We start from the raw sequence: 12,410 nt of genomic DNA, 5'->3' as shown, positions 1-12,410 counted from the left end.
AAGAACTTTGTGTGCAGCCCCATATGCCTTTTGTTGAATTACTTACCTCCTATCCTTGAATAGCAGATTATTTGGTATTCAATCCAAAACCACCAGCTTGTGACCAAGCCCTCAGGCCTTAATCAATATAAAATTTTAACTATATCACTAAAAACAATTGTAGTGCTTTTCCTTTATGACTAAATTGATAGATTAATCAACCACATCAACTCATTATGAAGAAATTAAAGAAAGCCCTTTACATACTGGCATTACTCTTCCCTGTTGCTCTTTTCGCACAAAAGGAAATCGTAATTGAACCAGCCAACATCACTATGGAGGTGGGGCAAAAGAAACAAATCAATGCTTATGTCATGGAAAATGGCAAAAAGCTTAATGACCCTATCAACTTACTTTCACGAGCAAGAAGAAGTCTAACGATTGACTCTACTATGATGGCGCACGCCATTCAGCCGGGTACTTACGATATCGTTGCAGTAGCTGATGGTGTTAGAAAAACCTTCCAAATCAAGGTAAACTACCCAGCAATTGCATCAATTAAAATTGATGATATCCCTCAGAAAATCTATGCTGGAACATCTATTGCCCTTAAGTACAATGTGATTGACAAATCTGGTGCGACAAGAGATAATGTTGACGTAAAGTTCACCTCTATGTATGGCAATATTGCTGAAGTAGATGATTATGGAATGGTTAACACCATGATTCCTGGTAAAGCAACCATTACAGTGAAAGCTGAAAACATCACTAATACTATTACAGTAAATGTGGTAGCCAACCCAATTGTTAAAGTTCAATTAGAGGCCGAAATGACCTCTGCCAGAACTGGTGATGTATTCCATTTCAAAGCAAAAGCTTTAGATAAGAATGGGAAAATAATTGCAGACGCTCCTATCTTCTACTCTTTCAATGGCGTATCAGATAACACTTCACAAAGTGCTTCTGGTTTGATCAAAAATGATGGACGTTTTGTAGCGGACGAAGCTGGAAAATATACAATCACCGCATCTTGTGGTGTGGCATCTGCTTCAAAAACAGTTAAAATCGCACCAAGAGAGGTAAGCAGAAAAATCGAGATGGTAGGTCAGGGCTCTGTGAACGACAAGCACACTTCTGATTTCTGGGTATGGGAAGGCATTGACGGAAGAGATTATGCCGTTACAGGAACTTGGGGTGCCGATGGTACTGCTTATTTCTGGGACGTTACTGATCCAGGAAGTATGATCAAAATTGATTCGGTTCAGGTAGATGCCAGAACTGTAAATGATGTAAAAATTTCTGAAGACGGTAAGATTTGTGTAATCAGCCGTGAAGGAGCTTCTGATCGTAAAAACGGACTAGTAATCATTGATGTATCTAACCCAAGAGATGTAGAAATCATTTCAAGGTTTGACGAAAACATGACAGGTGGGGTGCACAACGTATTCCTTTCTGGAGACTATTTATACGCACTAAGCGGAGGTCAGAAATATTACATCATCGATATTAAAGACCCTAAAAACCCACGTGCGGTTTCTAAATTCGAATTAGACACACCTGGTCATTCTATTCATGATGTTTGGGTTGAAGATGGTATCGCTTATTCTTCAAACTGGGGAGATGGTATTCAGTTGGTAGATGTTGGAAACGGCATTGCTGGTGGTTCACCTGAAAACCCAAAACAATTCGCGAGCTACGCCTACCCTAACAAGGCCAACCACGCGTCATTCCCTTTCCGTAGCCCTTCCACTGGTAAGTTCTATGTGATTGGTGGAGATGAAATATTCCCTTATGGCTTGAATACCCAAAAAGGTGGAGTAAATATGGCCGCTGGTTACCTACATGTGGTGGACTTCACGGATTTAGAAAACCCACAGGAAGTAGCAAGATTCGAAGTGCCTTACGCTGGATCTCACAACTATTGGATTGAAGGTGAAACACTTTACGTAGCATTCTATAATGGTGGTGTAAGAGTGGTTGACCTTAGCGGTGAACTGATGGGAGACTTAAGAAAACAAGGTCGTGAAATTGCTTGGATCTTACCAAACGATGCAAATGGTTATACCCCTAATGCTCCGTTTACTTGGGGTGCACAACTGCACAAAGGCCATGTCTTCTTTTCAGATTTTAACAGTGGATTATGGTCGGCCAAATTAGAGCCAGAAAAGCCTAAAAACACTCCCATTCAAGTAAAATAAACATCCAAGCAAACGTGGTATGATTCTTTATGCCACGTTTGTTTTGATTGACCAACAACACATCTTAAACATGAATTAAAGATGAGAAAAACATTGATAATTGTTTTTTCACTAATGGCTATCACTGCACTAAAAGCGCAAAACTACTATGTATATGTAGCAGCTGAATCTGAAGATGAAGTGGCTTTGATAAAATTCGATGGTAAAAAGGCGGAGACCATTAAAAACATCCCAGTAGGCGTATGGCCTGTGGAAAATGAAGGTCCTCATGGGATTACGGTAGGTCCTGATGGGAAATATTGGTACCTCAGCCTTGCGCATGGAAATCCGTATGGTACGCTTTATAAGTATGAAACTGGCACAGACAAGGTAGTGGGTTCAGTTCCTTTGGGCTTATTCCCTGCTTCAATGCAAGTATCTGCAGCAACGGGCCTACTCTATTGCGTTAACTTCAACCTACATGGCGACATGGTGCCCAGCACGGTTTCGGTAGTAGATGTAGAGAGCATGACTGAGTTGACTCAAATTACCACTGGCACAATGCCTCATGGCTCTAGGCTTTCTGCAAATGGGTTGAAACAATATTCTGTCGCCATGATGTCGGGAGAATTATTTGAAATTGATGCCATCAGTTTGAAAATTACGAAAATACTTGACCTAGATGAAGCCTCTAAAATGGCTCCTGAAGATCACAGTATGATGGACCATTCAAAAATGGACATGGGCACATCCAAAATGGCCGAAGAAAAGAAGTCAATGGAAGCTATGGACCATAGCCAGATGGATCATTCTAAAATGGACATGGGCGGCATGCCTGCGATGAAGCATTCAGCTTTCAAGCCAACATGGGTAAGTACTCATCCTACCAAAAACTTGATTTATGTGGCTGGAAATGGCGCTGCTGAAGTATTAGAAATAAGTACCGACACTTGGAAGACTACACGTAAATTCATTACGGACAAAGGGCCTTATAACATTGATGTTTCTCCTGATGGAAAACGAATGGTGGTATCTTATAAGACCGCTGCCAAAACAGGCGTTTGGGATTTAGAGTCTGGAGAGGAACTGGCCCGACTGGACAACAGCCAAAAAGTAACGCATGGGGTAGCTATTTCATCGGACAGCAAGTTTGCCTTCGTTTCTGTAGAAGGAATTCAAGATGACCCAGGCATGGTTGATGTGATTGATTTAACGACTAACCGCCTGATAGACACCGCGTACCTTGGCAAGCAAGCAGGAGGCATTGCATTCTGGAAAATAGAAAGATAAAAAAGACGTAAATTTTTTCGTCAATTCGTTTCCAAAATAGAAAGCAAATACTACTTTTGTACTCGGAAATAAAGCTGGTCTATGGTGTAACTGGCAACACGTCTGTTTTTGGTACAGAAGAGTCTAGGTTCGAGCCCTAGTAGACCAACAAAAAGCTCCACAGAAATGTGGGGCTTTTTTTATGTCTTAGCCTCAAAACAAAGGACTAGTCCGCACTTTAAGTGTACGAAAAATAGATATATACCAAACGCAAGGACCTGTGACAGCATCAGGTAAATGCGCATTCAAATATTCCCTCATACATTCCACTTTTTTGATTAAATTCAGCTCTCAATTATTTAAACCGAACGAATGAAACGCGCACTCTTCCTCCTATTTTTTACGTTGATCACCTTCTTTGGCTACAGTCAAAAGAAGCCAGCCTATATAATTTATACTGCCACAGGCAAAAAGGTTTCTTACAAGAAGATGATGAAGACTCTGGACAAGAAAGACATCATTCTATTCGGAGAGCTGCACAACAATGCCATTGCACACTGGATGCAATATGAAGTGACCAATGATTTGAGTCAGTCGAACGAAATGATTTTAGGGGCAGAAATGTTTGAAGCCGATAATCAAAAGCCACTCAACGATTATTTAGTAGGCAACATTAACGCAAAAGCATTAGATACTTTAGCCAGGCTTTGGCCCAACTACAAAACCGATTATGCGCCTCTGGTAGACCTAGCGAAAAGCAAACAGCTTCCTTTTATCGCTACCAACATTCCACGCAGGTATGCCAGCATGGTAAACAAAGGTGGTTTTGAGGTATTGAACACGCTTTCGGCTGAAGAAAAATCATGGATGGCTCCACTCCCAATGCCGTTTGACAGCGAACTACCTACCTATAAAAACATCCTGGCCATGATGGCTGGGCACGGAACTCCGCAATTGGTGGAAGCGCAAGCCTCTAAAGATGCTACGATGGCCCACTTCATTTTAGAGAACTACCAACCTAACCACACTTTTATGCATTACAATGGTTCATACCATTCGAATCACTACGAAGGTATTCTGTGGTACTTAAAAAGAGAGAGAAGTGATTTGCAATACGCTACCATTGCTACTGTGATGCAGGATGACTTAAGTAAGCTATTGGAAGAAAATAAACTCATGGCCGATTTCATTATTTGCATCGATAGCAACATGACAAACACTTACTAAGCAAAATAAAGTTAACCTCTGGACAGTTAAGGCCTATAATTCAGTGCAAATGCTATTGCCGATACGGATATTCTTATAAATTATCGTAACTTTGCGCGAGCGTAATGATGTAAATACCCTTCAAGTAATTCTCCTATCGTACGAATGTCTGATTTCCATCAGTTTCCTGCGAACAAGCCACTTACTAATAGGTTATTTCTTTACCCCCCTTGATTGTTTGCGTAGAACAGTCATTGCATCATTTTTAACAAAAACATTGAATGGCTAAATCACAAGAAACATTTAACAAAAAAGAAAAAGAGAAGAAGCGATTAAAAAAGCGTCAGGATAAGCAGCAGAAGAAAGAAGAGCGTCAGAGCAACTCTCCAGGCGGTGGACTCGACAACATGATTGCTTATTTAGATGAGGATGGAAACATCACTGATACTCCTCCGGATCCAACAATCAAAAAGAAAAAGATTGATGCAAAGAGCATTGAAATCGGTGTTCCGAAGAGAGAAGATGTGGTTGAAACGGTAAGAACAGGCCGTATCGAATTCTTCAACGATCAGAAAGGATATGGCTTTATTAAGGAGCTAGAGACACAAGAGAAATTCTTTGTTCACGTAAATGGACTCATTGATGAAGTTCGTGAAGGCGATAAAGTTTCATTTGAACTTGAGCGCGGAATGAAAGGCATGAATGCCGTTAACGTTAAGAAAGTGTAATTCCCCATTACGCTTAAAAAGTCCATTCTAAATCATATGATTAAAATCCTTTACCCAAATATGGGTGAGGTTTTTAATCAAGATTGACTGGCAACAAATCATCCATACATTATCAGGTAAAAGAAAAAATCCCCAATTAGCAATTCTAATTGAGGATTTTCAGTATCTACTTCATTAAGAAGCGAAGCAAGCGAATGCGCCTTAGCTAATCACTGAACCAGGATTCACTTTTTCGTTTGGTTGAATGAGTCTAAGGTTTCCTTCAGCATCTTCTGCCATTAAAATCATGCCTTCCGACACAGTACCCATCATTGGTCTTGGTGCCAAATTAGCGATAATCGTTACTTGCTTTCCAACCATTTCTTCTGGTGAATAATGCTTAGCAATCCCACTTAGGATAGTGCGTTTGTCTACGCCAGTGTCTACCAAAAACTCGAGTAATTTATTCGATTTAGCTACTTTCTTAGCTTCTAGAATCGTCCCTACCCTTAAGTCTAATTTCATGAAATCATCGAATACAATGGTCTCTTTTAAAGGTGTCAGTTCAATTTCTTTGTTCTCCATTTCGTTTTGTTTCTTGGTGTTTTCTAATTTTTGAACTTGCGCAGCAATGGTCTCATCTTCTATTTTTTCAAAGAGCAATGCGCCTTGCGTTAAAGGCTGACCTCCATTGAGTAAGTCTGGGTTTCCGGCCGCAGCCCAACTCAGCTGTTCCATTCCAAAAATCCCTCTTAGTTTTTCTGCCGTAAAAGGAATAAATGGTTCGGCTACAATCGAAATATTGGCCACAATCTGTAAGGCAATATTCAAGATAGTTCCTACTCTAGCCTCATCCGTTTTAATTACTTTCCAAGGCTCCGTATCGGCCAAGTACTTATTACCTAAACGAGCCAATTCCATCATCTCTGATTGCGCCTCGCGGAAGCGGTAACGCTCTATGGAAGCACCAATCTTAGCTGGCATTCCCTTAAGGGCCTCAATGGTCTCAGTATCGATATCGAAAAGCTCTCCCCTTACAGGTACTTTTCCTTCAAAGTATTTGTGCGTCAGTACTACTGCTCGGTTAACAAAATTACCTAAGATCGCAACGAGTTCGCTGTTATTTCTGGCTTGAAAGTCTTTCCAAGTAAAATCATTATCCTTTGATTCAGGAGCATTCGAGCAAAGTGCATAACGAAGCACATCCTGCTTGTCAGGGAATTCTTCTAAGTATTCATGTAACCAAACGGCCCAATTTCTTGAAGTCGAGATCTTATTGCCTTCTAAATTCAAGAATTCGTTGGCAGGCACGTTATTAGGCAGAATGTAATCGCCATGTGCTTTTAGTATCGCAGGGAAAATGACACAGTGGAAAACGATATTATCCTTACCAATAAAGTGTACCAGTTTGGTATCGTCCGATTGCCAATAAGGCTTCCAGTCTTTACCATTGGCTTCTGCCCATTCTCGCGTAGCGGAGATATAACCAATAGGTGCATCGAACCAAACGTAAAGCACTTTACCATCAGCTCCTTCTATCGGTACTTTAATTCCCCAGTCTAGGTCACGTGTCATGGCGCGAGCCTGTAAGCCACCGTCAATCCATGATTTGCATTGCCCCCAAACATTCGACTTCCAATCGTCTTTATGTCCTTCAACAATCCACTCTGTCAACCACTTCTCATAATCCTGCAAAGGCAAATACCAGTGCTTCGTTTCTTTCATGATTGGCGTATTGCCACTCAATGTAGACTTTGGGTTAATCAGGTCTGTTGGGTTCAGCGTAGCGCCACAGTTTTCACACTGATCTCCATAAGCCGAAGGATGTGAACAACGTGGGCAAGTACCTGTAATGTATCTATCAGCCAGAAACTGTTGAGCCTCTTCGTCAAAGTATTGCTCGCTTACGCGTTCTTCAAATTTGCCTTCAGTATAAAGCGTTTTGAAAAACTCCTGTGCAGTTTCGTGGTGTATTTTATTTGAAGTTCTTGAGTAAATATCAAAGGAAATTCCAAGCTGATCAAAACTGTCTTTGATCATGCCATGGTATTTGTCTACAATGTCTTGAGGGTTAACGCCATCCTTACGCGCTCTCATGGTAATGGCCATGCCATGCTCATCGGAACCACAAATAAAGGCTACATCCTCTCCTTTCGACCTTAAATACCGCGCATAAATATCGGCAGGCACATAAACACCAGCCAAATGACCAATATGTACGGGGCCATTGGCATAAGGCAAAGCAGCCGTTACTGTATGTCTTTTGAATTCATTCTTACTCATAGACTGCAAAGATAGTTTTTAGATGTTAGAAGGAGGAAATAAGCATAGAGATTTTGCCGAGTTTGGTGGCAGATAATGGTAGTCAAGTTTGAACGTAAAAAAAGCACACCCTTTGAAGAGTGTGCTTTTGTATATCTAGTGCGTAATTTCGATTAAAGCGAAATCCCCATAAAGCTCATAAATGCAATACCCATTAAACCAGTAATGAACATTGTGATTCCCAATCCTTTCAAAGCGTCAGGTACGTTAGAGTACTTCAGTTTCTCTCTGATCGCGGCCAAAGCCACGATAGCCAATAAGAAACCGATTCCTGAACCAAAGCCGAATACAGTAGCTTCACTCAAAGTATAATCCCTTTGTGCCATGAACAATGCACCACCCAAAATTGAGCAGTTTACCGCAATTAGTGGCAAGAAAATACCCAAAGAACCGTAAAGGGAAGGTGAGAATTTTTCGATCATCATTTCCACCAACTGCACCATGGCAGCAATAATGGCGATGAACATAATAAAGCGTAAGAAAGACAAATCAATAGTAGCAAAGCTATCGCCCAACCACGTTAATGCTCCTTCTTTCAATACGAATTGATCCAATAGCCAGTTCATTGGTACCGTAATACCCAAAACGAAAACTACAGCGAGTCCTAAACCCATGGCTGTAGAAACCTTTTTTGAAACAGCTAAAAAAGAACACATGCCTAAGAAATAGGCGAAAACCATGTTCTCTATAAAAATCGACTTTATACCTAAGTTAATTAAATCCATGATTGCTTCAATTAATGTTCTACGTAACCTGTTTTAGTTCTCTGTACCCAAATGATAAAGCCAAGTACCATAAATGCACCTACTGGACTTACCATCAAACCATTGGTAGCAAGGTTGCCCATACCAATAGATTCAAAAACTGGGTAGCCAAACACTTTACCTGATCCGAAAAGCTCTCTGAAGAAAGCAACGGCAAGGATGATCCAAGAATAACCTAAACCACTACCAAGACCATCTAGCATTGAATCATAAGGCTTATTATTCAAAGCAAAAGCTTCAAGACGCCCCATCACAATACAGTTGGTGATAATCAGACCAATAAATACAGATAGCTCTTTGTACATATCGAAAGCATAGGCTTTCAACACTTCATTTACTAAGGTTACCAAAGTAGCCACAACAGCTAACTGTACGATAATCCTTACCCTTGAAGGGATGATATTTCTCATAAGAGAAATCACCAAGTTAGAGAGAATCAATACCATGGTTACCGAAATGGCCATTACCATTGTCGGCTTCATTTGAGTGGTTACCGCCAAGGCAGAACAGATCCCCAACACCTGAATGGTAATCGGGTTATCATCACTCAATGGGTCAATTACGAATTTTTTCCTGCGCTTCGAAAAAATTGCTTCTTTCTTAACGATTGGTTTTTCTAAAGTTTCAGTACTCATATCCTCTTTGTTTACTGATTATTCATTGACATGGCATCTGCATTCTTAGAATGCTTATTAAAGTATGCCTGATAATATCCTAGGTAATTGCTCAACATTGCGTTTACACCATTAGCAGTTAGGGTAGCACCAGCCAGCCCGTCTACCTTTGTGTCACTCAATTTTGATGGAGGATTTCCTTCACCTTTAATCATGGTGACAGAAACCAGCTCCTGGTTTTCAACAATGGATTTACCTTGATAGCGCTCCTGAATTTCATCTGTTGTAATTCTAGCGCCTAGCCCAGGAGTTTCTCCTTTATGAGAGAATGTCACCCCTTTAATGGTCTCTAAGTCTTCGTTCAAAGCAACAAAGCCCCAAATTGCGTCCCAAAGCCCAGCACCGTAAACAGGCAAAATGTAGGCTATTTCATTTCCATTCTGATATTTGAAAACAGGATATGTTCTTTCTTCAGCTGGTTTTTTGTAGTTCTTCTCAATGTTTACATTCTCAGCCAAAAGTGGTTCACCTTTTTCATTGGTTGTTACCAAATCGCCATTAAAGTCGGCCACCTCAGAATTAATTACTTGAGCATAACGCTCGATAATTTCTTCTGGAGTCATGTCGCCCAACTTGGCTTTCTCTGCTGGAATAGCTCCAAGAATCTGCTTCTTAGTATCTAAATCCTGTGCCTTCTTTTGAGTTGGTCCTAAAACTTGAGAAACCCCTGACAATAAACCTCCCAATACTGCTGTGAGTATTAAAGAGAATACTATGATATATGTATTAGACTGTCGCACGTGCTAACCTCCTTTTTTTGTTTGCTTGAATTACATAGAAATCAATTAGCGGGGCAAAAACATTCATTAATAACACCGCCAACATTATACCTTCTGGGTAAGCTGGGTTTACCACTCTAATCAATACGCTGAGCATACCAATCAATATTCCGTAAATCCATTTGCCTGTTTCTGTATGAGCTGCCGACACGGGGTCGGTTGCCATAAACACAGCACCAAATGCTAAGCCACCCATTACTAAATGGTAATGTGCTGGCATATCCATAAATGGATTAATCCCTGCGGCATTAAAGATAGCGCCCATAATAAAGGCTCCACCGAATACACTTACAATGATTTTCCAACTTCCTACGCCTGTAGCAATTAGAATCAGCGCTCCAACCAACACCCATAAGGTAGAGGTCTCTCCTATTGATCCGGGCACCATGCCCATAAACAGGTTACTAAAACTAAAGGTGTCTCCCAATGCGGAAACAACATCGCCTCCTGCCGTTGAAGAATCATAAGCAACGGCCAATGCTGTTGCTCCTGTAAAACCATCTACTGGAGTTTTGTCTGCCAATTGCGTCCAAACCGCACCAGAGATTTGTGATGGATAAGCAAAGTATAAGAACGCCCTTGATGTCATTGCAACATTCAAGATGTTCATTCCGGTACCCCCAAAAATTTCCTTTCCAACTAGCACACCAAAAATAGTTGCCAAAGCTACTTGCCATAATGGAATAGTAGCAGGTACAATTAATGGAATGAGCATTCCTGTTACCAAGAAGCCTTCGTTGATGGGGTGTTTTCTTACTATTGCGAAAATAGCTTCAATGATACCACCAGCAGCATATGACACTAAAACGATTGGCAATACCCAACGGGCGCCAAACAATAAGTTATCTAAAGAAAGGAAAGTAGTAGCTTCTCCTACGGCAACGTGGTGTTGATACCCCGTATTAAACATTCCAAAGATCAGACAAGGGATCATGGCGATTACCACAGTCATCATCATTCTCTTCAAATCAATCGCATCCCTCACTTGCACACCTTTATTTTTGGCAGTGCTCGCAGGTGAAAACATAAACGTTTCTCCAGCTTCAAACAGGTAGTAGAGCTTTTCAAGTTTCCCTCCCTTTTCGAACATCGGTTTTTGTTTTTCTAATAGGTTATGTAAAAACTTCATCCTTATCCGTTTTGTATCAATTCTATACCCTCTCTTACCATATGCTGAACGTCATGTTTAGAAACATCAACAAATTCACACAAAGCAAGGTCTTCCTCAATTACCTCATAAATACCTAAGGCCTCCACATTGTCAAAATCTTCTGACAAAATAGCCTTTAGTAAAAATGTAGGGTAAACATCCATTGGAGTTACCTTTTCAAAAGTTCCTGTTTGAACAAAAGCCCTGTCTTCACCATTGGTGTTAGAATCAAGTACATATTCTTTGTTCTTACCATTCATGAAAGAGAACAAGCCCCAAGCCCTGTGAAAGCTCAATACGTTCTTCTTCGGCATAATCCAGCCTAAGAATTCAGTATGATCTCCTTCAGGAATAACCGTTAAGCTATTAGCATAGAAACTCAAGTATCCGTCTTTCTCAATTTTCTCTCCAGTCAAAACGTTACCAGAGATATATCGAACGTGGTCTTGTTTAATGTTTCCTTCTACAAGTTTATTGATAGCTCCTCCACTGTAGGTTTTGTAGTACTGAGGAGTTTTAACCTCCGAACCACAAACGGCTACTAATCTAGAAGCATCGTATTTTCCTTGGCTAAAAAGCTTTCCAATTTGAGCAACACCATAAGGTGTCAAGGTCCAAACAATGTCACCTTTATTCACAGGATCTAAATGATGAATTTGAACTCCAACATTACCCGCTGGGTGCGGTCCTGAAAATTTATTGTGCTCTATATTATCTACACCAGCAAACACCTTAGCTACTTCGGCATTCAGGTCGTGATTCAAATGAATTTTACCGTCAGTAAATTTCTTAAGAATATTGATTCCTGTTTTAAAAGCATCCTCTTCACCTTGTAAGGTAAAAGCTACATCAGCAGCCAATGGGTGGGTATCGAATGTCGAAATATGAATCGCTTTTGGGCTATCATTTTCATTGGCTACAATACCGAATGGTCGTTGGATGATGTTTGGCCATACGCCAGCTTTCAGCATTTGGGCTTGAGCGTCATTTCGGCTCAATCCATTAATATCTGAAGGACTGTACGATTGAAACGATTCGTATTCGATCGTTTTATCGGCAAGAATTTTGACTTCGAGGATTTTCCTTTTGGCTCCTCTTTTCACTTCGACAATTTCACCACTCACCGGTGAGCAATACATCACGTTCTCCTGCATCTTATCGAACAAGATCGGAGTTCCTGCTTTAATGTTGTCGCCCTCGTTAACGAGTAACTTAGGACGCTTCATTCCAACAAAGTCGGTGGGTTTAATTGCAAACGTTTCTGGATAGATGGAGTCGGCAATTTTATGTACTGCCTTTCCTGCCAGATTGATGTCAAAGCCCTTTTTAAGCTTTATAATTTTGGACATACTCTTTTAATTGCGAATCAATAGTTTGATCTAA

General features: G+C 40.6%; 10 protein-coding genes and 1 tRNA gene. 5 read left to right on the top strand and 6 right to left on the bottom strand.

All coding sequences use genetic code 11. The features are described 5' to 3' along the window. Positions 1–215 precede the first annotated feature (215 nt). From AWN68_RS04270 to AWN68_RS04250, 5 genes are all read left to right on the top strand, one after another. Positions 216–2,177, top strand: coding sequence for an LVIVD repeat-containing protein (locus AWN68_RS04270; protein ID WP_068411927.1), 1,962 nt, complete (start codon positions 216–218; stop codon positions 2,175–2,177). An 81-nt stretch (positions 2,178–2,258) separates the two neighbouring features. Continuing rightward, positions 2,259–3,446, top strand: coding sequence for a YncE family protein (locus AWN68_RS04265; protein WP_068411924.1), 1,188 nt, complete (start codon positions 2,259–2,261; stop codon positions 3,444–3,446). A gap of 75 nt (positions 3,447–3,521) precedes the next feature. Further along, a tRNA-Gln gene (locus AWN68_RS04260) sits at positions 3,522–3,594 on the top strand. 203 nt (positions 3,595–3,797) lie between these two features. Continuing rightward, on the top strand, positions 3,798–4,652 hold the full coding sequence (locus tag AWN68_RS04255; protein ID WP_068411921.1) for a ChaN family lipoprotein: 855 nt from the start codon (positions 3,798–3,800) through the stop codon (positions 4,650–4,652). Between the two features lie 260 nt (positions 4,653–4,912). After that, a complete protein-coding gene (locus AWN68_RS04250; protein WP_068411919.1) occupies positions 4,913–5,359 on the top strand; it encodes a cold-shock protein in 447 nt (148 codons plus the stop codon). 201 nt (positions 5,360–5,560) lie between these two features. Here the strand turns inward: AWN68_RS04250 and metG are convergent, their stop codons facing one another. From metG to AWN68_RS04220, 6 genes are all read right to left on the bottom strand, one after another. Then, complete coding sequence (gene metG / locus AWN68_RS04245) at positions 5,561–7,621, bottom strand: methionine--tRNA ligase (RefSeq protein ID WP_068411916.1); 2,061 nt, start codon at positions 7,619–7,621, stop codon at positions 5,561–5,563. 152 nt (positions 7,622–7,773) lie between these two features. Further along, the gene (gene nqrE, locus AWN68_RS04240; RefSeq protein WP_068411913.1) at positions 7,774–8,385 is read right to left on the bottom strand and encodes an NADH:ubiquinone reductase (Na(+)-transporting) subunit E; all 612 of its coding nucleotides are present in this window, start codon (positions 8,383–8,385) and stop codon (positions 7,774–7,776) included. Positions 8,386–8,396: 11 nt separating this feature from the next. Beyond that, positions 8,397–9,059 carry an NADH:ubiquinone reductase (Na(+)-transporting) subunit D gene (locus AWN68_RS04235; protein ID WP_068411910.1) on the bottom strand — a complete coding sequence of 221 codons (663 nt, stop codon included), beginning with the start codon at positions 9,057–9,059 and terminating at the stop codon, positions 8,397–8,399. Between the two features lie 11 nt (positions 9,060–9,070). After that, the gene (nqrC, locus tag AWN68_RS04230) at positions 9,071–9,838 is read right to left on the bottom strand and encodes an NADH:ubiquinone reductase (Na(+)-transporting) subunit C (protein WP_068411907.1); all 768 of its coding nucleotides are present in this window, start codon (positions 9,836–9,838) and stop codon (positions 9,071–9,073) included. Next, a complete protein-coding gene (locus tag AWN68_RS04225; RefSeq protein ID WP_068411904.1) occupies positions 9,825–11,006 on the bottom strand; it encodes an NADH:ubiquinone reductase (Na(+)-transporting) subunit B in 1,182 nt (393 codons plus the stop codon). The genes nqrC and AWN68_RS04225 overlap by 14 nt, the downstream gene beginning before the upstream one ends. 2 nt (positions 11,007–11,008) lie before the next feature. Next, the gene (locus AWN68_RS04220) at positions 11,009–12,376 is read right to left on the bottom strand and encodes a Na(+)-translocating NADH-quinone reductase subunit A (RefSeq protein ID WP_068411901.1); all 1,368 of its coding nucleotides are present in this window, start codon (positions 12,374–12,376) and stop codon (positions 11,009–11,011) included. Between the last annotated feature and the right edge of the window lie 34 nt (positions 12,377–12,410).

This window comes from Roseivirga echinicomitans (assembly GCF_001592935.1).
Taxonomy (GTDB): Bacteria; Bacteroidota; Bacteroidia; order Cytophagales; family Cyclobacteriaceae; genus Roseivirga; species Roseivirga echinicomitans.
The sequence above is the reverse complement of the archived record's forward strand: the minus strand, read 5'-3'. Positions and strand labels throughout refer to the sequence as shown.

Bases quoted from the DNA above. Each gene is read 5' to 3' on its own strand.
- AWN68_RS04270 (WP_068411927.1), top strand. From the start codon at position 216: ATGAAGAAATTAAAGAAAGCCCTTTACATACTGGCATTACTCTTCCCT.
- AWN68_RS04265 (WP_068411924.1), top strand. From the start codon at position 2,259: ATGAGAAAAACATTGATAATTGTTTTTTCACTAATGGCTATCACTGCA.
- AWN68_RS04255 (WP_068411921.1), top strand. From the start codon at position 3,798: ATGAAACGCGCACTCTTCCTCCTATTTTTTACGTTGATCACCTTCTTT.
- AWN68_RS04250 (WP_068411919.1), top strand. From the start codon at position 4,913: ATGGCTAAATCACAAGAAACATTTAACAAAAAAGAAAAAGAGAAGAAG.
- metG (WP_068411916.1), bottom strand. From the start codon at position 7,621: ATGAGTAAGAATGAATTCAAAAGACATACAGTAACGGCTGCTTTGCCT.
- nqrE (WP_068411913.1), bottom strand. From the start codon at position 8,385: ATGGATTTAATTAACTTAGGTATAAAGTCGATTTTTATAGAGAACATG.
- AWN68_RS04235 (WP_068411910.1), bottom strand. From the start codon at position 9,059: ATGAGTACTGAAACTTTAGAAAAACCAATCGTTAAGAAAGAAGCAATT.
- AWN68_RS04225 (WP_068411904.1), bottom strand. From the start codon at position 11,006: ATGAAGTTTTTACATAACCTATTAGAAAAACAAAAACCGATGTTCGAA.
- AWN68_RS04220 (WP_068411901.1), bottom strand. From the start codon at position 12,376: ATGTCCAAAATTATAAAGCTTAAAAAGGGCTTTGACATCAATCTGGCA.